Source organism: Kitasatospora sp. NPDC018058 (assembly GCF_044327205.1).
GTDB lineage: Bacteria > Actinomycetota > Actinomycetes > Streptomycetales > Streptomycetaceae > Kitasatospora.
Window position 1 is genome coordinate 16,260 of sequence record NZ_JBIRFA010000017.1, and the last position, 20,947, is coordinate 37,206.

The following is a 20,947-nucleotide window of genomic DNA, read 5'->3' on the forward strand; positions in this document are numbered from 1 at the left end:
GACCGGCAGGAGGGGAGTCGCGTGTGACCTTCTTCTCGATTTAGGCAACCTTTGGCATCAGGAAAGCACTCCTCCCGTCGAGGAGTGTCGCGATGCCGGTGTCACGGCACGTGATCGATCGCCCGCACGTGCCCGGATCAGGGGGATTGCGGAACCCCACCACTCATCTATTAAGTTCCTTAGAAGAAGGTGGGCGGGGGCGGCATCCCCCGTACGTCCCCGCCTGTCCTTCGCCGTCCCCCTTTCGCGTCCGCCGACGCCTCGAATGAACCCGCGAACGCCCCAAAGGCGTTCCATGAATGTCCGTCATCCGTCCCCGAAGGAGAGCCATCGCGATGGGAAAGCGCCGCAAGCCCAGCCCCCCGAGCCGGGCCCGCCTGGCGGTCCTCACCACGGCGATGGCCGGCGGCGCGGTGCTCGCCGCCGGCACCGCCCACGCCGAGCCGACCCCGACGCTCGCCTCCGTCAAGGAGCAGGTGGACAAGCTCAACGAGGAGGCCGAGCAGGCCATCGAGCAGTACAACGGCGTCCAGGAGAAGCAGCAGAAGCTGCAGGGCGACGCCAACAAGATCCAGGAGAAGGTCGCCCGCGGCCAGGAGGCGATGAACGAACTGCGCACCCGGCTCGGCGGCGTGGCCGCCGACCAGTACCGCAGCAACGGCATCGACCCGTCCGTCCAGCTGATGCTCGACTCCGACCCGGCCGCCTACCTGGAGCGCGCCTCGGTGCAGAACCAGGTCGCCGATACGCAGACCTCCCTGCTCAAGCAGGCCCAAGAGGAGCAGCGCAAGCTCGACCAGAGCCGCGCCGAGGCCACCGCCACGCTCGCCCAGCTCGACTCGGTCGGCACCGAGCTGGCGGAGAAGAAGAAGCAGATCCAGACCAAGCTCGCCCAGGCCCAGGCCACGCTCAACAAGCTGAGCGCCGAGGATCGCGCCAAGGCCAACGCCCAGCAGGCCGCCGAGAAGGCCAAGGCCGAGGCCCAGAAGGCCGCCGCCGCGGACCGCGCCTCCCGCTCCGCGGCGCGGACGGACCTGAACGCCCCGGCCCCGCCGGCCAGCGGCCGCGCCGCCGCCATCATCCAGTTCGCCTATGCCCAGCTGGGCAAGCCCTACCAGTGGAGCGCCACCGGCCCCGACAGCTGGGACTGCTCCGGCCTCACCGGCGCCGCCTACCGCGCGGCCAACGTCAAGCTCCCCCGGATCTCCCAGGACCAGTGGAACGCCGGCGCCCGCATCAGCCGCGCCGATCTCCAGCCCGGCGACCTGGTCTTCTTCTACGGCGACATCCACCACGTCGGTATCTACATCGGCGACGGCAAGATGATCCACGCCCCCCGCACCGGCAAGAACGTCGAGGTCCTCCCCATCGACGCCATGCCCTACGTAGGCGCCGTCCGCCCGTAGCCGGTCAGCGGTCAGTCCGTCACGGAGAGGACGATCTTCCCGGTGGCGCGGCCCAGTTCGCCCAGGCGGTGGGCCTCGGCGGCCCGGGCCAGCGGGAGGGTGGTGTCGACCAGGACGCGCAGGCGGCCGGTGTCGACCAGGTGGGAGATCTCCCGCAGGCCCTGCTGGTCGGGTTCGACCAGCATGAAGACGGCGCGGACGCCGACGGCCTCGGCCTCGGCGAGGGGGAAGGCGTCGGTCGGCGGTTCGATGGAGACCAGGGTGCCGCCGGGGCGCAGGGAGCGCAGGGAGCGGGACCAGCTGGCGCCGCCGACGGGGTCGAGGACGACGTCGACCTCGCGGACGGCCTCGGCGACGTCCCGGGTGCGGTAGTCGACCAGCTCGTCCGCGCCCAGTTCGCGCAGCAGCTCGTGCTTGGCGCCGCTCGCGGTGCCGATGACGTACGCGCCGCGGGCCTTGGCGATCTGGACGGCGAGGTGGCCGACCCCGCCCGCGGCGGCGTGGATCAGCACCCGTTGCCCGGGCCGGACGTCGGCGGTGTCCACCAGGGCCTGCCAGGCGGTGAGCGCGGCCAGCGGCAGGCCGGCCGCCTCGACGTGGGTCAGGCCCTTCGGGCGGGGCGCGAAGTGCCGGGCGGGAGCGGCGACGTAGTCGGCGTAGGCGCCGGCCGGGTTCGGGAAGCTCGGCATGCCGTACACCTCGTCGCCGGGGCGGAAGATCGTCACGCCGTAGCCGACCGACTCCACCACGCCCGAGACGTCCCAGCCGAGGATGAACGGGGGCGTGCCGCCGTTGACGAAGGTGCCGCGCGAACGGGTCTTCCAGTCGGCCGGGTTGACCCCGGCGGCGTGCACCCGCACCAGGATCTCGCCCCGGCCGGGCTCCGGGCGGGCGGTCTCCACCAGCCGCAGCACCTCCGGGCCGCCGGCGGTGTCCTGCGAGACGGCGCGCATGGTGTGGGACATGTCGTACTCCTCCGATCACGGGCCCGTGGTTCCGGGCGCGTCGTCAGAGTGCCGGTCTGCGAAGGCCCCTGGTGGTGGCGCGACGGCCACGTGGTGAAAGGATCCGGCCATGCACCACGTCGGCGTACTCGCCCTGGACGGCGTCTTCCCCTTCGAGCTCGGCATCCCGGCCAGAATCTTCGGCGCCGCGCGGGACGAGACGGGCAGCCCGCTCTACACCGTCACCACCTGCAGCCTGGACGGCGGTCCGGTCCGCTCCGCCGCCGACTTCGACCTCGCGATCTCCCGGGACGCCGCGCTGCTCGCCGAGGTCGACACCGTGGTCATCCCACCCGCGCTGTCGCTCGGCGGCCTCCGCGAGCACGGCACCCTGCCCGAGGATCTGCGGACGGCGCTGGCCGCGATTTGCCCCGGCACCCGGATCGTGGCCATCTGCACCGCGAGTTTCCTGCTGGCCGCCGCCGGCCTGCTCGACCGGCGCCGGGCCACCACCCACTGGCTGGAGGCCGACCGGCTGCAGCGGATGGTCACCACCGCGCGGATCGACCCGGACGTCCTGTTCGTCGACGACGGCGACGTCCTCACCTCGGCCGGGGTCGCCGCCGGCATCGACCTCTGCCTGCACCTGGTCCGCCGCGACCACGGCAGCCGGGTCGCCAATGAGGTGGCCCGCTCCTGCATCGTCCCGCCCTGGCGCGAGGGCGGCCAGGCCCAGTACATCCGCCGTCCCGTCCCCGAACCCTCCGCCGCCGGCACCGCCGCCACCCAGGCCTGGGCCCTGGAACACCTCGCCGAGCCGCTCACCCTCGCCGACCTGGCCGCCCACGCCCACACCAGCGTGCGCACCTTCTCCCGCCGCTTTCGCGAGGAGACCGGCACCACCCCGGCCCAGTGGCTGATCAGCCGGCGCGTGGACCTCGCCCGCCACTACCTGGAGACGACCGACTGGCCCGTCCCGCTGGTCGCCCAGCGCTCGGGCCTCGGCACGGGCGCGTCGCTGCGCCAACACCTGCGCGCGGCCATCGGGGTGGGACCGCAGGCGTACCGGCGGACGTTCCGCCCGGCCTGAAGGAACCGAACCCGCCCGCGCGAGACGGCCCGGGCGACCGGCCCGGCCGGTTCGAGGTGGGGGAGCAGGCCCAGCAGCCCGGCCGGTTCGTGGGCGGCGGGTTCCAGCGCGTGGTGCGCCGCGAGCACCAGGGCGACGGTGAACGAGGCCATCAGCGCCAGCCACAGGGTCGCGCCCAGGGCCGGACGGGCCTGGAGCCGGGCGGAGCCGGCCAACCGGCGGGGCAGCAGGACGCCGGTCACGGCGAGGTAGAGGCCGAGCAGGGCAAGGGTCACTCGGTGTCCCGGGCCTTGACCTGCTCGAGGGCGGCGAGCAGCGCGGAGGCCTCGTCCCCGCTCATCCGGTCGACGAAGTGCAGCAGCGCGCCCGCCCGGTCCGGGGTGGTCTCCAGCGCCTGGTGCATCAGCTGGGCGGTGTACGCCTCGCGGGTGCAGGTCGGCTCGTACACCCAGGCGCGGCCGACCTTGTCCCGGCGCAGCCAGCCCTTGGTGTGCAGGATGTCGGCGACGGTGGTGACGGTGGTGTACGCGACCGGCCGCTGCTGCCGGAGGTCGTCGACCACCTCGCGCACCGTTGCCGGACGGCCCCAGGACCAGAGCCGGTCCATGATCTCGGCCTCAAGATCGCCGAACCCCCGTAGCACTGCCGTGGCTCCCTTTGTCGCACCGGCCGCCGGCGCCCTTCGCCCGCTGGAACGCGGCCCATGCTACGGCGAGCGCCGGGCGCCCGCCCCCGGGCAGTGGGGGCGGGCGCCCGTGGCGTGCGGGTGGCGCTCCGCGGGTGCTCAAGCCGCGCTCAGGGCAGCCGCTCCAGCTCAGGCCGTGCCGGCGCAGCCGCTCCCGCTCGGGCCGCGCTCACGACAGCCGCCGCGCGAGCGGCACCCGCGACCGGGTGAACAGTGCCGCGAGCAGCCCGGCCACCACCGGCAGCACCAGCACGACCAGCAGCAGCTCGCCCCAGGGCGCGGTGATCAGCGGCGGCTGGGCGCCCGGTCCGCTCGCCCGGGATTTCAGCAGCCCCACCGCCGGGACGAACCCGTTGGTTGCCCCGAGCACCGCCCCCAGCAGGGCGATCAGCGCGCACTGCAGCCCTGCCATGGTCCGCCGGATCCGGGGCGGCGCGCCGACGGCGGCGAGCGTCGCCTGGTCCTGCCGGGAGTCGGCGGCCGCGAGCCCGGTGGCGATCCCGGCCGCGCCGAGCACCACCAGCCCGGCGAAGCCGCTGAGCGCCAGGGTGAGAGCGTCGCTCTTCGGCTGGTAGCCGCGTTCGACATCCAGCCGGGCGAAGCGGTCCAGCCGGATCGCGGCGGCCTCGGCGCGCTGCTGCGCCTTGCGGTCGGGCGGGGTGGCCGGCCGCCAGACCGCGCCGGTCGGCCGGGCCGAGAGCCCGAGCCTGGCGAGCGCGGTGGTGGGCAGCAGCCCCTGGGCGAAGCGGGCGGCGTCCGGGTCGTCGACCACCACGGCGTCCACCGGGACCTCCTGGAGGTCGGGCTTGGGGATCTGTCCCGGCTGCACCGGGCCGCCGCCCCCGCGCAGCAGCATCACGGCCTTGCCGTCGGCGCCGACCAGCGACCGGTCGAAGACCAGCAGCTTCCCGGCCGCCAGCGCCTGTTCGGCCGCCTGGTCCCGGACGTCGAACAGGTTGTGCAGCAGGGCGGCGTCCCCGGTGGCGATGTGCGGCGGCTCGGCGAGCCTGCGCCGGTCCACCGGGCCCTTGAGCTGGATGTCGCTGGCGCAGTTGTCGCAGAACTTGTAGATCAGCTGGCCGAGTTCGGCGCGCGGGCCGAGTCCGGTGAGCTGCGTCTCCAACTCGGCGCGCAGCTGTTCGGCCGGCGCCCCGTCCCGGTAGCTGGCCAACTGGACGGCTCCGTACGGGGCCTGCGGCCGGTAGTCGCGGCGGTGCTCGGCGTCGGTGCTGGTGCTGTACACCCCGATGGCGACCGCCCCGGCGACCGCCGCCATCACCGCGGCGACGGCCGGCGCGGTGCGCGTGCGGTGCCGGGCGGAGTCCCGAAGCGCGAGCCGGGGGCCGAGCGGCAGCCGCCTGGCGGCCCGGCCGACCACGGCGACCAGCACCGGGGTGCAGGCGAGCAGGCCGAGTTCGGCGGTGACGGAGCCGCCGAGCACGGTGAGCGTGCGGGCGTCGTAGGTGCTTACCACGGGCAGGCCGCGCTGCACCGCGCCCGCGCCGTACATCGCGATCGCGCCGCCGCCGAGGATCAGCGCCACGCCGAGCAGGGTGACCGCCCGGCTGGGCGGCCGGACGGTGTCGCGCCCGGTGAGCCCGGCGGTGACGCTGCGGCGGGCGGTCTGCCAGGCGGGCAGCGCGGCCGCGAGCAGCGCGGTGAGCAGCCCGATCCCGGCGATCGCGAGCAGGTCCAGCGGGGGCAGCGCGAGGTGTCCGAAGCGCGCGCCGCCGACCCGTTCGATGAGCGGCCGCAGCCCGGCGACCAGCCCGGTGCCGAGCGCGACGCCGAGCGCGGCCCCGGCCACGCCGAGGACCAGTCCGCCGCCGAGCACCACCGCGCCGACGTGGGCCCGGCTGCCGCCGGCCGCGCCGAGCAGGGCGAGCTGGCGGCGCGAGCGGCGGGCGCCGACCGCGAAGGCGGGCCCGGCGAGCAGCGCGACCTCCAGCAGCGCCATCCCGGTGACGGTGGCGACCACGACCTTGGTGCTGTTGCCCGCGGCCGGGTCGCTGTCGTGGGCGGAGTCGCGGTAGTAGGCGACGGCCCCGTACGGCGGCGGGTCGAGCGCGACCGAGCGCGCGGTCAGGGTGTAGCCGTACGCGTTGAACTGCTGCACGGCGGCCCAGTCGAGGCTGATTCCGCTCGGCAGGTGGACCAGCCAGGCGTTGCGGGCGTCCGGGGCGTGCTCGGCGGCGGGGCGGCGGGGCTCCGCCGCGGCGGCCAGCGGGTCGAGCAACTCGCCTGGCCGGGCCACGAGTTCGACCCGGCCGAGCTCGTCCGGGTGCTCCACCACGGCGGTGACGGTGAAGGTGGTCCGTTCCAGTCCCTGGACGGTGGTGGTGCCGCCGAGCGAGAGCCCGGCGTGGTCCAGGAAGGCCCGGGTGGCGGCCAGTTCGTGCGGGGCACTCGGGGCGCGACCCTCGACGACGTTCAGCCGGCCGTGCCAGACCGGGTCGGCGAGGTCGGCCTCGGCGGTGAGGGTGCGGACCAGGCCTTCGGGTGAGGTCGCGCCGGTCTCCGGTCCGGGTCGGGCCGGGGTGAGCACGCTGCCGGGCGGCAGTAGTGAGCTGACCAGGGCCGCCGGGTCGGTGCTCGCGGCCCGCTGCTGCTCGGCGGTGGGCTGCCGGCCGGGCTTGGGCTCGACCGCGAACGCGCCGTCCTCGGCGATCGGGGCCTGTTCGACGGTCCGGCCGGGGTTGAGCCCGGTGACCAGGGCGTCCGCCCCGCCGAGTACCCGCTCGACCCGTTCGTCCGGGGTGAGCTGCCCGCTGCGGTGGACCACGTCGGCGCCGGTGACCCCGAGGACGGGCAGCGCGACCATGGCCAGGATGAGGGCGCTGCGCCCCTTGGCCCGCAGCGCGTCGCGCCGGGCGATGCGCAGCGCGACCTTCGCTGCTCCGATCCTCAACGCGTCACCTGGCCGAGCGAGTTGGCGCGGTGCACGGCCGCCGGGCAGCGGCCGGAGCGGCGTCCGGCGGTCTCCGAGGCGACGGCGCCGTCGCGCAGGTGGACCACCCGGTCCGCCCAGGCGGCGTGCGAGGCCTCGTGGGTGACCATCATGGCGGCCGCCCCGGCGTCGCAGCGGGCGCGCAGGAGGGCGAGGACGGCACCGCCGGTGGCCGAGTCGAGCGCGCCGGTCGGCTCGTCGGCGAGGACGAGCCGGCGTTCGCCGATCAGCGCCCGGGCGATGGCGACGCGTTGCTGCTGGCCGCCGGACATGTCGTCGGGGAAGCGGTCGGCGAGTTCCCCGATGCCCAGCTCCTCCAGCGCGGCCAGCGCCTCCCGGCGGGCGGTGCGGCCCGGGGCGCCGTCGAGTTCGCGCGGCAGGGCGATGTTCTCGGCGGCGGTGAGCGCCGGGATCAGGTTGTAGTCCTGGAAGACGTAGCCGACGGAGCGCCGCCGCAGGTCGGCGAGCCTGCCCCGGCTGAGGCCGCCGAGCGCGACGCCCTCGACCAGTACCTCGCCCTCGCTGGGCAGGTCCAGCCCGCCGGCCAGGGTCAGCAGGGTCGACTTCCCGGAGCCGGACGGCCCCATCACGGCGACGAACTCGCCGGCGTGCACGGTCAGGTCGATCCCGCGCAGGGCGTGCACCTGTGCGGCGCCACGCCCGTGCACCCGGGAGACCCCGGCCAGTCGCAGGACGGGCTCGGACCAGGTCGGACCGGTGTGGGACAACACTTCCCCCTCGTGAGCTGTTCAGCTGTATATGTCGGTGAACTATATATGCCGAACGCGCGAGAGTGGGGCGGTCGGGCTTGGTCAAGGTTCTACAAAGGTGTCGAAGATCGGCCGAAAAGGTGAGAGGGACCCGCCGGGCGGGTCTATGCTTTGGGAGGTTTGAAAAGGCACCTCGTTCGGTGAGGCGTCTTCACGGACACAGGCCACTGACCCGACGACGTCGAGAGACGCCCAGGTTCAGGACAGGTCTTCCCGACTTAAGGGTTGACCCCAAGTGGCTTCCGGCCGGACAGGCTGGACACGCCGTGGAGTGCCAAAGCTCTGACGAGTTGGGGTGTACCGGTCCATCTCGACCGGTGTGCTCCTTGCCGTGTCGTGATGCGGCGCACAGACGGTGCGCCCCCGGCCGGGAGGAGGCGAGAGACATGGGCTGCCCTAGTCCGGGCCACAGTCGCCCCTGCCCCCGCATGCTCTCGAACACGTCCGGCACGCGGTAGCAACCTTCCCTGCGCGTTCACCCGGCGCTTCGCTCGGGGCTCGGTCGTGCCTCCATGGCACTCAACCACGCCTCGACGCAAAGAGCCTGACGCATCGTCATGTCCGTACGGCCGCCGCCGCTCAGCGCCGCCGTGCGGAGGCGATGGCGTGCGCCCGCAGGGGGGATCGCTGCTGCGTGCCCCCTGACGCCCCCTCAAGGTAGGGGGCAGGGAGGCCCCGCCATGACCAACGTGATGCTGGACCCGAAGGTTTCCACGGTCCCCGTCGCTACCGCCGCCACCCGCTCCGCCGTCCTGGACGACGCCCACGTGGGCGACATCAAGGGCGCGCTCGGCACCATCCGACTCGACGACACCACCCCCCGCCACGGCCTCTCCGCCCGGCTCAAGACCCTGCTGGCGATCATCGGCCCCGGTCTGATCGTGATGGTCGGCGACAACGACGCGGGTGCCTTCTCCACCTACGGCCAGGCCGGGCAGAACTACGGCACCCAGCTGCTGTGGACGCTGCTGATGCTGGTCCCGGTGCTGTACGTGAACCAGGAGATGGTGCTGCGCCTGGGCGCGGTCACCGGGGTCGGCCACGCACGTCTCATCCTGGAGCGCTTCGGCAGGTTCTGGGGCGCGTTCAGCGTCATCGACCTCTTCCTGCTGAACGCGCTGACCCTGGTCACCGAGTTCATCGGCGTCACGCTGGCCGCCGGGTACCTGGGCCTGCCGAAGGCGGCCTCGGTGGTGCTGGCGGCGGCGATCATCATCGCCTCGGCCTTCACCGGCTCCTTCCAGCGCTTCGAGCGCGTCGCCGTCACCCTGTGCGCCGGCTCGCTGCTGCTGGTGCCGATCTACTTCATGGTCCACCCCGGGACCTCGCAGATGGCCCACGACTTCGTGACGCCCACCCTGCCCGGCGGGTCCGGCCAGCTCGCGGCCGTCATGATGGTCATCATCTCGATCGTCGGCACCACCGTCGCCCCCTGGCAGCTGTTCTTCCAGCAGTCGTACGTCATCGACAAGCGGATCACCCCGCGTTTCATGACGTACGAGAAGGCCGACCTGTGGATCGGGATCGTCGTGGTCATCGTCGGCGCGGCCGCGCTGATCGGACTCACGGCGGCGGCCTTCGCGGGCACCGACGGTTTCGGCCGGTTCTCCGACGCGGCCGCCGTGGCCAAGGGCATCGAGGACAAGGCCGGCCGCCTGGCGGGCGTGCTGTTCGCCATCGCGCTGCTGGACGCCTCGATCATCGGCGCCTTCGCGGTGTCGCTGTCCACCGCCTACGCCATCGGCGACGTGTTCGGCATCAGGCACTCGCTGCACCGCGGGGTCAAGGGCGCCAAGGGCTTCTACGCGGTGTACGCCGGCCTGGTGGCGGTCGCCGCCGCGATCACCCTGCTGTCCACCGACTACACCCAGGGCCTGATCACCCAGTTCGTCCAGGTGCTGGCCGGGGTGCTGCTGCCCTCCGCCACCGTCTTCCTGCTGCTGCTCTGCAACGACAAGGCCGTGCTGGGCCCGTGGGTCAACGGGCCCAGGACCAACGCCTTCACCTCGGCGGTGGTCGGTGTCCTGGTGATGCTGTCCATGATCCTCACCGCGGCGGTGGTCTGGCCGGACATCAGCTCGGACGCGATCCTGTGGATCATGGCCGGCTGCGGCGTGACGGGCGTGCTGGTCGCCGGGTACTTCTTCACCTTCGGCCGCCGGGGCACCAAGGAGGACCTTCACCCAGCCTCCGGCCAGGGGTGCCCCCATGACCGCACCGGCCGCGAGAACTGGCGGATGCCCCCGCTGGAGACCCTCGGCAAGCCGGTGATGTCCACCGCCCGCAAGGTCGGCATGGGCGCCCTGCGGGCCTACCTGCTGATCGCGATGGTCATGGTGATCATCAAGATCGTCCAGACCGCGCTCGGCCACTGAGTCGCCGATCACAGCCCCCGCGGACGGGTGGTGGGCAGCCGCTCGCCACCCGTCCGCCCCCTTTCCCCGTGTTCCCCGCGTTCTCTCCGAAGGAGGTGCCGTCGTGCACACCCTGACCACCGTCGAGTTCCTGGTCCGGCTCGCCACCGGCGTCGCCTGCGGCGCGCTGATCGGCGTCGAGCGCCAGTGGCGGGCCCGGATGGCCGGCCTGCGCACCAACGCCCTGGTCGCCGCCGGCGCCACCCTGTTCGTGCTCTACAGCGAGGCGGTCGGCGACACCGGCAGCCCGACCCGGGTCGCCTCGTACGTCGTCTCCGGCATCGGCTTCCTCGGCGGTGGCGTCATCCTGCGCGACGGCGCCGGTGTGCGCGGCCTCAACACCGCCGCCACGCTGTGGTGTTCGGCCGCCGTCGGGGTACTGGCCGCCTCCGGCAAGCTGGAGCTCGCCGTCCTCGGCACCCTCGCCGTGCTCGCCGTCCACCTGGTGCTGCGCCCGGCCGGCCGACTGCTCGACCGGGCCCCGCAGTCCGGCAGCGACCCGGACTCCACCTGCCGGGCCGTCGTCCACCTGGAGTGCGACCGCAAGGCCGAGACCCACATCCGCGCCCTGCTGCTCCAGGCCCTGGCCGCCTCCGGCCTCGCCCCCACCGGCCTGCGCGCCCGCCGCTCCGACGAGGGAGACACCACCAACCTGCGGGCCACCGTGGCGATCACCGGGCAGGTGACCCCGGCCCTGGAGCAGGTCGTCACCCGGCTGTCGTTGGAGCCCGGCGTACGGGACCTGCACTGGCGCCTGGACGAGGACTCGGAGGAGCCCGGCAGCCCGGCGCTGGCCTGAGGGAGTAGAACGGAAGGACCGTCACTCATGCCGCCGGGAGGCCCGATGCTGAAACCCGACCCCGAGCACGGGCCGCTGGTGCCGATGCTGCTGGTGCTGACCGTGGTCACCGGGGTGGTGGACGCGGTCAGCTACCTCGAACTCGGGCACGTCTTCGTCGCCAACATGACCGGCAACGTGGTCTTCCTCGGCTTCGCCCTGGCCGGCGCGGCGAACCTCTCCGCCACCGCCTCACTGGCCGCCCTCGCCGCCTTCCTGCTCGGTGCCCTGGCCGGCGGCCATCTCTCCCGGCACCTGCCCGGGCACCGCGGCCACCTGCTGACCGCCGCCGTCGTCGCCCAGGCGGTGCTCGTAGCCGTGAGCACCGTCCTGGCGGCCGTGATCGGCCACGGCTCCGAACCCGCCCGCTACACCCTGATCGGTCTGCTCGCCTTCGCGATGGGCGGCCAGAACGCGGTGGTCCGCTCCCTCAAGGTCCCCGACCTCACCACCACCGTGCTCACCATGACCATCACCGCTCTCGCCGCCGACCGCACCGGCCTGCGCCGTCTCGCCTCCGTCGTCTGGATGTTCGCCGGCGCCCTGGCCGGCGCCCTCCTGGTCCTCCACACCGACGTCCCCACCGCCCTGGCCCTGGCGCTCGTGCTGCTGGTCGCGGTCGCCGCCCTCACCCACCACGCCGCCGAAGCCACCCCGGCGCCGGCCTGGACGGAGCGCCTCTGACCCGGAACGCCCCTGTGCCCGCTCGTCGTCCGGGCGGATGCCAGGGGTGTTGCTCGCCTGGGTCACTCCTCCCGGCGGTGCCCCGCGCGGCCGCTCCAGAGCGGCTCCAGGCGGGCCCAGCTCGTGGTCCAGACGGCTTCGGCACGGCGGTCGAGGACGCGCAGGCGCAGCCGGAGGGCCAGGGTGAGCAGCGCGAGCACGCCGAGCAGGGCGCCGGCTCCGGTGCAGGCCGCGGAGACCGCGAGGGCGGCGCGGTCGGCCGGGGGATTGGTGGCGTTGCCCGCGGGGTCGACCCAGATCGGGACGACGGTGCCGGCGACGGCCGTGCGCGGGGCCTCGACGGTGCCGGTGTGCGCGGTGCCCATGGGGTAGTTCCAGGCGGCCTCGACGCCGATCCGGTTGCTGTAGCCGCCCGCGAACCGGCTGCCGGTGACCGCGCCGTGGTCGGGGAGGACGGCGACCACGGCGTCCACCTGGTGCAGCCGCACCCGGTCGGCCGCCGCCTGCGGCGCCGTCGAGCGGTACAGGAGCAGGGAGCCGATCACGGAGACGGCGACGGCCAGCAGCCCGCCGACGAGTGCGAGCAGCCAGGCCCGGGCGCGGGCGCGGTCGAGCGGGCGGGCCAGGGGTTCGTGCCGAGCGCCGAAGGCCCGCCGCAGCTGACGGCCGGTTCGCCGCGGGAGCGACGCGGGCCGGGCGGGGCGGGGTGTGCTGGCCACGGTGAGTACTCCTCAGGGACGCGGGCACGTACGGGGTTTCATCACCCAATCTCCACCCGACGGCCCCTTATGCACAAGAGTGGTGCGCGCTCGTAGTACCGCCGACCCCACTACCAGGGACGTTCGGCCCTCGGCAGGCGCCGCCCGTCCGGGCAGGCTGGAGTCCGGCCCGCGCTCCCCGTGCCTGAGCGCGGCGCCGGCCCGGTCGGACCGTGGGGGTTCCGGCCCGTGGTGCGGAGCAGGGGGCGGTCGTGGGGCCGCCTCCTGTCCGCTCTTGTCGGTCAGTTGACGTTTCGCCAGGTCATGGCCGTATTCCTCGCAGCTATACACTCGGTGTATATCCCTGGTGTATGGTCTCGCCCATGAGTGTTCCCTTGACCCTCCTCGGGCTGCTGGAGCGCGAGCCGAGCCACGGCTACGACCTCAAGCGCGACTACGACTCCCTCTTCGGCCGCGGCAAGCCCCTTCCGTACGGCCAGGTCTACGCGACCCTCGGCCGACTGGCCCGCGACGGAAAGGTGGTGGCCGGCGAGGCCGAGCCCGGCGACGGGCCCGAGCGCAAGCGCTACGTCATCACCGACGCCGGGGTGACCGAGTTCGAGACCTGGCTCCAGGAGCCGATCACACCCGAACCCAACCTGCAGTCCGTGCTGTTCACCAAGGTCGTGCTGGCCCTGATGCTCGGCCGCGACGCCGAGCAGTACCTGGACACCCAGCGCGCCGCCCACCTGCGCCGGATGCGCGAGCTCACCGAACTGCGGCGCACCGGAGCCCTGGTGGACGCCCTGCTCGCCGACCACGGCCTGTTCCACCTGGAGGCCGACCTGCGCTGGATCGACCTCACCGTCGCCCGCCTCGACGCCCTCGCCGCGGAGGTGCGCGGATGACCACTGTCATCGAAGCCCGCGACATCGCCCTCGCCTTCGGCGAGACGCCCGCGCTGCGCGGGGCGAGCCTGGCCGTCCAGGCCGGCGAGGTGCTGGCCATCATGGGCCCCAGCGGCTCGGGGAAGTCGACGCTACTGCACTGCCTGGCCGGCATCCTGGTGCCCGACGCGGGCGAGGTGCTGTTCAACGGGCAGCGCCTGGACCGCATGTCGGAGGCTCGGCGCAGCGCCCTGCGCCGGGACACGTTCGGCTTCGTCTTCCAGTTCGGCCAGCTGGTGCCGGAGTTGACCGCCGAGGAGAACGTGGCCCTGCCGCTGCTGCTGAACGGCGTCCGCCGGGGCGCGGCCCTGGCCCAGGCCCGTCCCTGGTTCGCCCGGCTCGGCCTGGACGGCATGGAGACGCGCCGCTCCGGCGAGCTGTCGGGTGGTCAGGCACAACGGGTCGCCCTGGCCCGCGGCCTGGTGGCCCGTCCGCAGGTGCTGTTCGCCGACGAGCCGACCGGCGCGCTGGATTCGCTGACCGGCGAGCAGGTGATGGAGCTGATGGTCGCCGCGGCCCGGGAACAGGGCACCACCGTCATCCTGGTCACCCACGAGCCCCGGGTCGCCGCCTACGCCGACCGCGAGGCGATCGTCCGCGACGGCCAGGCCCGTACCCTCTCCGCCGGATCGGTGGCCCCGTGATCCCCTTCTCGCTCCGGCTGGCCGTCAGCGGCGGCCGGGAGGCGGTGGCCCGGCTGCTGATGATCGCGGCGGCGGTCGCGATCGGCGTCGGGCTGCTGCTGTCCACCCTCTCCAGCGTCAACGCGATCGACCGCGCCAACGAGCGGCAGATCTGGATGAACACCGGCGTCAAGGACGCGACCGCGGCCGCCCCCGTGGACCCGCTCTGGTGGAGCGCCCGGATGGACTACTACCGCGGGAAGACCGTCTTCCGGGCCGACCTCGCCCCGACCGGGCCCAGCTCGCCGCTGGTGCCCGGCCTGAGCCGGCTGCCCGCGCCCGGCGAGTACTACGCCTCGCCCGCGCTGGAGAAGCTGCTGCGCGACACCCCGGCCGTCGAACTCGGCGACCGCTTCCCGGGCCGGCTGGTCGGCACCCTCGGCGATGACGCGCTGCCCTCCCCGGACACCCTCGCGGTGGTGATCGGCCGCACCGCGGACGAGGTCAAGGTGCGGCCGAGGGCCCGCACCGTCACCAGCATCGCCACCGCGCTGCCCACCGACTGCGAGTACGACTGCTACGGCGCGGGCGTGCACGGGGACCGGATGCTCCTGGTGCTCACCGTGGTGGCCGGGGCACTGATCTTCCCGGTGCTGATCTTCATCGGCACCGCGACCCGGCTGTCCGCCGCCACCCGCGAGCAGCGCTACGCCGCGATGCGCCTGGTGGGCGCGACGCCCGGCCAGGTGTCGGTGATGTCGGCGGTGGAGTCCACCGTGGCCGCGGTGATCGGCACGGCCCTCGGCTTCGGCCTGTACCTCGCGCTGAAGCCGCTGGTGGCCGACGTGCCGTTCACCGGCGACCGCTTCTTCGCCTCCGACCTGAGCCTGACCCTTCCGCAGGTGGCCGGGGTGGTGCTGGGCGTACCGGTGGCGGCCGCGCTCGCCGCCCGGTTCGCGCTGCGCCGGGTCACCATCTCGCCGCTCGGGGTCTCCCGCCGGGTCACCCCGAAGCCGCCGAGCGCCTGGCGGGTGACGCCGCTGGTGGCGGGCCTGGCCGAGCTCGGCTACTTCGTCGGCAGCAAGCCGGCGACCACCAACGGGCAGTCCCTGGCGTACCTGACCGGCTTCGTGCTGGTGATGCTGGGCCTGGTGGTCGCCGGGCCGTGGCTCACCATGGCGACCGCCCAGGCGGTGGCCCGGCGGACCAGCCGGCCGGCCTCGCTGATCGCGATGCGCCGCCTGTCGGACGACCCGCGGGCGGGCTTCCGCTCGGTCGCCGGACTGGTGCTGGCACTGTTCGTCACCACCGGAACCCTCGCCATCATGAGCACCATCAACGCCAACCAGGGGATGCTGAACGGCGCCCCCGAGGTGCGCAAGGCGATCGTGGCCACCCCGTTCGGCAACAAGCCGGACGCGGCCGCACTGCCTTCGGTGCCCGACCGCGTGCTGGCGCAGGCCCGAGCCGTCCCCGGGTTCCGGGGGATCGCCCTGGTGCACGACAACCCGGCCGGGATCGGCGCGTACCAGCTGGGCGAGCGACGGATGGTGCCCAGCCTGGTGAGCTGCGCGGAACTCGCGCAGGTCCCCGTGGTCGGCCACTGCGCGCCCGGCGCCGCCGTCGCGGCGGTCGATCCCTACCAGCTGCTCGACCTGACGGACGGCTCAGGGCACGAGTGGCCCGCAGTACAGATCTCGGCGGAGGCAGTGGCCGAGCTCCCGGTCCGGATGCTCTACGCGACCACCGACGGTTCCGAGGCGGCCAAGGAGCAGCTGCGGACCCTGTTCATGAAGGAGTTCCCGACCTACGAGCCGCGGCTGGCCGAGGACTGGTCCTCCGAAGGGCAGAGGAAGCTCCAGGGCTGGCGGCAGCTGGCGAACGTGGTGCTGCTGACCACCCTGCCGATCGCCGGGTGCAGCCTCGCGGTGAGCGTGGTGGCCGGACTGTCCGACCGCCGACGGCCGTTCGCGATGCTGCGGCTGACCGGAGCGCCGCTGCGGCTGCTGCGCGGGGTGGTCGGACTGGAGAGCGCGCTGCCGCTGCTGGTGGTGTCGGCGCTCGCGATCGGGACGGGCTTCACCGCGGCGGCGATGTTCCTCAAGGCGCAGATGGACTACAGCCTGGTGTCTCCGGGCCTGGCGTACTACGGATTGACCGGCTTCGGGCTGCTCGCCTCGCTCGGGATCATCGGCTCGACGCTGCCGCTGCTCAAGCGGATCACCGGGCCGGAGGCGGCCCGCAACGGCTGATCGCCGCACGGGAGTCGGCCACCCCACCGCCTGACGACGGCAGGCGGTGGGGTGGCCGCGCGTCAGCGCCGGGCGACGGTGTAGCCGCGCGTCCCGTCCCGGCGGACGTCGTCCAGTCCGGGCAGCCAGCTGCCGAGCACCAGCGCCGACGGGTAGAACATCGGCTCCGGCAGCTCGTCCACCGCGAAGCGCTCCCAACCGGCGCAGGCGTGCGGCTCGGTGACCACCGCCTCGGCCAGGCTCGGCGGCGCCAGCACGGCGGCGGTCAGCCGGGGCCGGCCGAGCTCGTGGTCCAGGTGCACGGCGAGCACCCGCATCGCGGCCGCCGGCAGCACGATGCCGGTCTCCTCGGCGAGTTCGCGGGCCGCGGTCTGCTCGAAGGACTCGCCGAGGTCGACCTTGCCGCCGGGCAGGCTCCAGGTGGGCGGTTCGCCGGCCGTGGTGCGGCGGCCGATCAGCACCCGGCCGTCCCCGGTGGGCACGATGATCCCGGCGCCGAGCAGCGGTGCGGTCGGTGCTGTGCTCATCTCGCCATCTCCTTCAGCTGGTTACCAGTTGGCGCGCTCGTAGTCCTTGAGGAAGCAGCCGTACAGGTCCTCGCCCGCCTCGCCGCGCACGATCGGGTCGTACACCCGGGCCGCGCCGTCGACGAGGTCCAGCGGGGCGTGGAAGCCCTCGTCGGCGAGGCGCATCTTGTCCGGGTGCGGCCGCTCGTCGGTGATCCAGCCGGTGTCGACGGCGGTCATCAGGATGCCGTCGGTCTGGAACATCTCGTCCGCGCTGGTGCGGGTGAGCATGTTGAGCGCGGCCTTGGCCATGTTGGTGTGGGGGTGGCCGGCGCCCTTGTAGCCGCGCTGGAACACGCCCTCCATCGCGGAGACGTTGACCACGTACTTGCGGCGGGACGCGGAGGCGGCCATCGCCGGGCGCAGCCGGCTGATCAGGATGAACGGCGCGGTGGAGTTGCAGAGTTGGACCTCCAGCAGCTCGACCGGGCCGACCTCGCTGACGGTCTGCACCCAGCTGTTGGTGGGCGCGAGGTCGGGCACCAGGCCGCCGGCGTCGATCGCCGTTCCGGCCTCGATCCGGGCGGGCGTGGCGGAGCCGGTGACCAGCGCGAGCGAGGTGACGTCCTCGGCGGCCATCCGACGGTCGTCGCCGCTCGCCTGGTGGGGGAGCGCGGGCAGGTCGACACTGCCGCTGTTGAAACGGCCGATGGTGGTGGCCTGCGGCAGCTCACCGGCCGGCAGCGGGGCGGACTCGGCGTTGACCAGCTCGCGGTAGGACTCCGGCGGTCGACGGACGGTCTGCGCGGCGTTGTTGATCAGGATGTCCAGCGGGCCGTCGGCGGCGACCTCGTCGGCCAGCGCCATCACCTGGGCCGGGTCGCGCAGGTCGATGCCGATGATCTTGAGGCGGTGGATCCACTCGGCGCTGTCCGGCATCGCCGTGAAGCGGCGGATCGCGTCGTTGGGGAAGCGGGTGGTGATGGTGGTGTGGGCGCCGTCGCGCAGCAGCATCAGCGCGATGTACATCCCGATCTTGGCCCGGCCGCCGGTCAGCAGCGCGCGCTTGCCGGTGAGGTCGGCCCGGGCGTCCCGGCGGGACCGGTTCACGGCCGCGCACCGCTGGCACAGGTTGTGGTAGAACGCGTCGACCTCGACGTACCGGCCCTTGCAGATGTAGCAGGAGCGCGGCCGCTCCAGGATGCCGGCGATCTCGGTGGTGGTGACGGTGGTCAGGCCGAAGGCGCCGGCCGTCTCGTCGTCGATCCGGGTGGGCGCGCCGGTCGCGGTCCGGGCGGTGACCTTGCGGTCGTTGGCGGTCTTGCGGGCCCGGGTCTCCTGGCGGCGGCGCTGCTTGAGGGTCCGGAATATGCCGCCGACGGCCTGGCGGACGGTGATCGCGTCAGGGTGGTCGACGTGCAGCTCGTCCAGTTCGGCGAGCACCTCCAGGCAGAGCCTCAGCCGCTCGGGGTCGAGGCCGGGACCGTAGTCGATCTCCTCCTCGGTGCCCTCGCCCTGGACCTGACCGACGCCGTGTTGTTCGACGTCCTTCTGCTCGATGCTCACGCCCGCTGCCGCTTTCCCACTCGCCTCGCCGTTACCGCGTGAATGCTACGGGAGCGGTCCGCGCCGGGGCGAAAAGCCGACGTGGGGGCGGGCGCTTGGAGGATCGTCCATGTCTACGCGCGGAGCATTGATCACGGTTTGTGTACAGCACCAGCAATGTTCCCCGAACTGGCATTTGCCCCCACCCTGCCGGAGAATCGAACGCTGGGTGCCGGGCGCCCGAGTGCGCCCCGGCGGCATCGCCGCAACCGCACCCGAGGTGTAATTTCTCCCAGCCAGAGAGCCCATTCCATGCGTTTCCTGAACGACCTCAAGCCCTCGTACGACCTGACGTACGACGACGTCTTCATGGTCCCCAGCCGTTCCGCCGTGGGCTCCCGGCAGGGCGTCGACCTCTCCTCGAACGACGGTACCGGCACCACCATCCCGCTGGTCGTCGCCAACATGACCGCCATCGCCGGCCGCCGGATGGCCGAGACCGTCGCCCGCCGCGGCGGGCTGGTCGCCATCCCGCAGGACATCCCCACCGAGGTGATCGCCGAGGTCGTCTCCTGGGTCAAGCAGCGTCACCTGGTGGTCGACACCCCGATCACCCTCACCCCCGGTGCCACCGTCGCCGAGGCGCTCTCGCTGCTGCCCAAGCGCGCGCACGGCGCCCTCGTGGTGGTCGAGGACGGCAAGCCGGTCGGTGTGGTCACCGAGTCCGACTGCCAGGGCGTGGACCGCTTCACCAGCCTGGCCGACATCATGTCCCGCGATCTGCTGCTGCTGGACGAGGGCATCGACCCGCGCGCCGCCTTCGACAAGCTCTCCGAGGCGCACCGCAAGCTCGCCCCGGTGGTCGACGCCGAGGGCCGCCTGGTCGGCATCCTCACCCGCAAGGGCGCGCTGCGCGCCACCCTGTACACCCCGGCCGTGGACGCCGACGGCAAGCTGCGGATCGCCGCCACCGTAGGCATCAACGGCGACGTCGCGGGCAAGGCCGAGGCGCTGATCGACGCCGGGGCCGACGTCCTGGTGGTCGACACCGCGCACGGCCACCAGGAGAGCATGATCAACGCGCTGCGCGCGGTGCGCGGCCTGGACCCGCGGATCCCGATCGTGGCCGGCAACGTGGTCTCCGCCGCCGGTGTCCGCGACCTGGTCGAGGCCGGCGCCGACATCCTCAAGGTCGGCGTCGGACCGGGCGCCATGTGCACCACCCGGATGATGACCGGCGTGGGCCGCCCGCAGTTCTCCGCCGTTCTGGAGTGCGCCGCCGAGGCCCGCCGGCTCGGCAAGCACGTCTGGGCCGACGGCGGCGTGCGCCACCCGCGCGACGTCGCCATGGCGCTGGCCGCCGGTGCCTCCAACGTGATGATCGGCTCCTGGTTCGCCGGGACCTACGAGTCCCCGGGCGATCTGCAGACCGCGGCCGACGGCCGCCAGTACAAGGAGAGCTTCGGCATGGCCTCGGCCCGCGCCGTGAGCAACCGCACCGCCCAGGACTCCACCTACGACCGGGCCCGCAAGGCGTTGTTCGAGGAGGGCATCTCGCACTCCCGGATGTTCCTCGACCCGGCCCGCCCGGGCGTGGAGGACCTGATCGACTCGATCGTGGCCGGCGTGCGCAGCTCCTGCACCTACGCGGGCGCCAACACCCTGGAGGAGTTCCACGAGAAGGCGATCGTGGGCGTCCAGAGCGCGGCCGGCTACGCCGAGGGCAAGCCGCTGCACTCCAGCTGGGCCTGATCGCCCGCGTCCGTCCCGCCGTCCGGCCGGTTCCTCGCCTCGGGGAGCCGGCCGGCGGCCGTTGACGGTCCGTGGTGCAGCCTCTCGTGGTGCGGGCCGAGGGGGAGCAGCAGCGCGTGGCCGAGCAGCCCGACCGAGCCGTCCAGCGTGGCGATGAAGGCGTGCGCGGTACACGGCACCCGGCGCAGCTCCCACAGCGTCCGGACGGCCGACCAGGCCGCCTCGCGCGCGGCGTCCACCGACCAGGCGCCGAGCAGGTGGGCGAGCGGCTCGACCCGCGCCGGCAGGTCGGGCTCGGGCAGTAGCCGCTCCCGGACGGCGGCCTCCACCTCCGCCAGCACGCCGTTGACCCGGTGGTAGTCGTCCTCGACGTCGTCCGGCTCGCAGCCCAGCCGGTGGCAGGTGTCGACGACGGCCAGCGGCAGGTCGTGCTGGATGTGGGCGTTCATCCCGGCCAGCGCGAACTGCAGCGGGTGCACACCCGGATGGGCGCGCAGCGCGAACAGCGGCCGCCAGCAGGCGGGCGGCTCCCGCCCGGCCGCGTCGGCGGCCACGGCCAGCAGGTACCGCCGGGCGAACACCACGTCCAGCTCGGCCACCGCCGCCGGATCGGCGAAGTACGGACCGCCGAGCCGTTCCCGGACGGCCTCCGTGACGGTGAGGTAGGCGCGGTTGAACACCGCCACCCCATCGTCCGGCGGCAGGCCCGCCCCGATCCCCCTCAGCCGGCCGACCACGCCGTCGACCGTGACCACCGGGCTCTCCACCGTGTCGTCCGCCGCCGCACCGGGCATGGGCCACCCTCCGATGTCGATCGTGCACTGATCGCGTCATCGTGGCAGCGCC

The 20,947-nt window shown here is 73.5% G+C and carries 17 protein-coding genes and 1 riboswitch; of the genes, 9 read left to right on the top strand and 8 right to left on the bottom strand.

Annotated features, from left to right (window positions below; genetic code table 11):
- Positions 1–335: 335 nt before the first annotated feature.
- A complete protein-coding gene (locus ACH4E7_RS24045; RefSeq protein WP_396251080.1) occupies positions 336–1,406 on the top strand; it encodes an NlpC/P60 family protein in 1,071 nt (356 codons plus the stop codon).
- 11 nt (positions 1,407–1,417) lie between these two features.
- On the opposite strand, the gene ACH4E7_RS24050 is transcribed toward ACH4E7_RS24045, so the two are convergent.
- Positions 1,418–2,371, bottom strand: coding sequence for an NADP-dependent oxidoreductase (locus tag ACH4E7_RS24050; RefSeq protein ID WP_396251081.1), 954 nt, complete (start codon positions 2,369–2,371; stop codon positions 1,418–1,420).
- A 109-nt stretch (positions 2,372–2,480) separates the two neighbouring features.
- Between ACH4E7_RS24050 and ACH4E7_RS24055 the strand changes: the two genes are divergently transcribed.
- Entirely contained in the window at positions 2,481–3,440 is a 960-nt protein-coding gene (locus tag ACH4E7_RS24055) for a GlxA family transcriptional regulator (RefSeq protein WP_396251082.1), read from the top strand.
- Positions 3,441–3,711: 271 nt separating this feature from the next.
- Here the strand turns inward: ACH4E7_RS24055 and ACH4E7_RS24060 are convergent, their stop codons facing one another.
- From ACH4E7_RS24060 to ACH4E7_RS24070, 3 genes are all read right to left on the bottom strand, one after another.
- Positions 3,712–4,083 (bottom strand): BlaI/MecI/CopY family transcriptional regulator, encoded by a 372-nt coding sequence (locus ACH4E7_RS24060; protein ID WP_396251083.1) that lies wholly within the window; start codon positions 4,081–4,083, stop codon positions 3,712–3,714.
- Positions 4,084–4,294: 211 nt separating this feature from the next.
- Positions 4,295–7,033 carry an FtsX-like permease family protein gene (locus ACH4E7_RS24065; RefSeq protein ID WP_396251084.1) on the bottom strand — a complete coding sequence of 913 codons (2,739 nt, stop codon included), beginning with the start codon at positions 7,031–7,033 and terminating at the stop codon, positions 4,295–4,297.
- Positions 7,030–7,800 (bottom strand): ABC transporter ATP-binding protein, encoded by a 771-nt coding sequence (locus ACH4E7_RS24070; RefSeq protein WP_396251085.1) that lies wholly within the window; start codon positions 7,798–7,800, stop codon positions 7,030–7,032. Before ACH4E7_RS24070 ends, ACH4E7_RS24065 begins: the two co-directional genes overlap by 4 nt.
- Positions 7,801–7,967: 167 nt before the next feature.
- Positions 7,968–8,144: riboswitch (M-box (ykoK) riboswitch) on the top strand.
- Positions 8,145–8,522: 378 nt separating this feature from the next.
- On the opposite strand from ACH4E7_RS24070, the gene ACH4E7_RS24075 reads away from it, so the two are divergent.
- The 3 genes from ACH4E7_RS24075 to ACH4E7_RS24085 all read left to right on the top strand — a co-directional run bounded on the left by ACH4E7_RS24075 (position 8,523) and on the right by ACH4E7_RS24085 (position 11,778).
- The gene (locus tag ACH4E7_RS24075) at positions 8,523–10,217 is read left to right on the top strand and encodes an NRAMP family divalent metal transporter (RefSeq protein ID WP_396251086.1); all 1,695 of its coding nucleotides are present in this window, start codon (positions 8,523–8,525) and stop codon (positions 10,215–10,217) included.
- Between the two features lie 103 nt (positions 10,218–10,320).
- Positions 10,321–11,055, top strand: a complete 735-nt coding sequence (locus tag ACH4E7_RS24080; RefSeq protein WP_396251087.1) for an MgtC/SapB family protein — start codon at positions 10,321–10,323, stop codon at positions 11,053–11,055.
- 45 nt (positions 11,056–11,100) lie between these two features.
- Positions 11,101–11,778: a YoaK family protein gene (locus ACH4E7_RS24085; RefSeq protein WP_396251088.1), complete on the top strand. Its 678-nt coding sequence runs from the start codon at positions 11,101–11,103 to the stop codon at positions 11,776–11,778.
- A gap of 62 nt (positions 11,779–11,840) precedes the next feature.
- Here the strand turns inward: ACH4E7_RS24085 and ACH4E7_RS24090 are convergent, their stop codons facing one another.
- A complete protein-coding gene (locus tag ACH4E7_RS24090) occupies positions 11,841–12,497 on the bottom strand; it encodes a hypothetical protein (RefSeq protein ID WP_396251089.1) in 657 nt (218 codons plus the stop codon).
- A 362-nt stretch (positions 12,498–12,859) separates the two neighbouring features.
- Here ACH4E7_RS24090 and ACH4E7_RS24095 point away from each other — a divergent pair, with 362 nt between their 5' ends.
- The 3 genes from ACH4E7_RS24095 to ACH4E7_RS24105 are packed head-to-tail and all read left to right on the top strand — an operon-like array spanning position 12,860 to position 16,298.
- Positions 12,860–13,384 carry a PadR family transcriptional regulator gene (locus tag ACH4E7_RS24095; RefSeq protein WP_396251090.1) on the top strand — a complete coding sequence of 175 codons (525 nt, stop codon included), beginning with the start codon at positions 12,860–12,862 and terminating at the stop codon, positions 13,382–13,384.
- The gene (locus tag ACH4E7_RS24100) at positions 13,381–14,067 is read left to right on the top strand and encodes an ABC transporter ATP-binding protein (protein ID WP_396251091.1); all 687 of its coding nucleotides are present in this window, start codon (positions 13,381–13,383) and stop codon (positions 14,065–14,067) included. Before ACH4E7_RS24095 ends, ACH4E7_RS24100 begins: the two co-directional genes overlap by 4 nt.
- Positions 14,064–16,298 (top strand): FtsX-like permease family protein, encoded by a 2,235-nt coding sequence (locus ACH4E7_RS24105; RefSeq protein ID WP_396251092.1) that lies wholly within the window; start codon positions 14,064–14,066, stop codon positions 16,296–16,298. Before ACH4E7_RS24100 ends, ACH4E7_RS24105 begins: the two co-directional genes overlap by 4 nt.
- 62 nt (positions 16,299–16,360) lie before the next feature.
- On the opposite strand, the gene ACH4E7_RS24110 is transcribed toward ACH4E7_RS24105, so the two are convergent.
- Entirely contained in the window at positions 16,361–16,825 is a 465-nt protein-coding gene (locus ACH4E7_RS24110) for an NUDIX hydrolase (protein WP_396251093.1), read from the bottom strand.
- Positions 16,826–16,846: 21 nt separating this feature from the next.
- Positions 16,847–18,298, bottom strand: coding sequence for an SDR family NAD(P)-dependent oxidoreductase (locus tag ACH4E7_RS24115; RefSeq protein WP_396251250.1), 1,452 nt, complete (start codon positions 18,296–18,298; stop codon positions 16,847–16,849).
- A gap of 363 nt (positions 18,299–18,661) precedes the next feature.
- Between ACH4E7_RS24115 and ACH4E7_RS24120 the strand changes: the two genes are divergently transcribed.
- Positions 18,662–20,101, top strand: coding sequence for a GuaB1 family IMP dehydrogenase-related protein (locus ACH4E7_RS24120; protein WP_396251094.1), 1,440 nt, complete (start codon positions 18,662–18,664; stop codon positions 20,099–20,101).
- On the opposite strand, the gene ACH4E7_RS24125 is transcribed toward ACH4E7_RS24120, so the two are convergent.
- Positions 20,062–20,895: a DUF5995 family protein gene (locus ACH4E7_RS24125; protein ID WP_396251095.1), complete on the bottom strand. Its 834-nt coding sequence runs from the start codon at positions 20,893–20,895 to the stop codon at positions 20,062–20,064. The genes ACH4E7_RS24120 and ACH4E7_RS24125 overlap by 40 nt on opposite strands.
- Between the last annotated feature and the right edge of the window lie 52 nt (positions 20,896–20,947).

Excerpts from the sequence above, each read along its gene's own strand:
- ACH4E7_RS24120 (WP_396251094.1), top strand. The coding sequence starts at position 18,662 with ATGCGTTTCCTGAACGACCTCAAGCCCTCGTACGACCTGACGTACGAC.
- ACH4E7_RS24110 (WP_396251093.1), bottom strand. The coding sequence starts at position 16,825 with ATGAGCACAGCACCGACCGCACCGCTGCTCGGCGCCGGGATCATCGTG.
- ACH4E7_RS24045 (WP_396251080.1), top strand. The coding sequence starts at position 336 with ATGGGAAAGCGCCGCAAGCCCAGCCCCCCGAGCCGGGCCCGCCTGGCG.
- ACH4E7_RS24100 (WP_396251091.1), top strand. The coding sequence starts at position 13,381 with ATGACCACTGTCATCGAAGCCCGCGACATCGCCCTCGCCTTCGGCGAG.
- ACH4E7_RS24050 (WP_396251081.1), bottom strand. The coding sequence starts at position 2,371 with ATGTCCCACACCATGCGCGCCGTCTCGCAGGACACCGCCGGCGGCCCG.
- ACH4E7_RS24075 (WP_396251086.1), top strand. The coding sequence starts at position 8,523 with ATGACCAACGTGATGCTGGACCCGAAGGTTTCCACGGTCCCCGTCGCT.
- ACH4E7_RS24125 (WP_396251095.1), bottom strand. The coding sequence starts at position 20,895 with ATGCCCGGTGCGGCGGCGGACGACACGGTGGAGAGCCCGGTGGTCACG.
- ACH4E7_RS24085 (WP_396251088.1), top strand. The coding sequence starts at position 11,101 with ATGCTGAAACCCGACCCCGAGCACGGGCCGCTGGTGCCGATGCTGCTG.
- ACH4E7_RS24055 (WP_396251082.1), top strand. The coding sequence starts at position 2,481 with ATGCACCACGTCGGCGTACTCGCCCTGGACGGCGTCTTCCCCTTCGAG.
- ACH4E7_RS24095 (WP_396251090.1), top strand. The coding sequence starts at position 12,860 with ATGAGTGTTCCCTTGACCCTCCTCGGGCTGCTGGAGCGCGAGCCGAGC.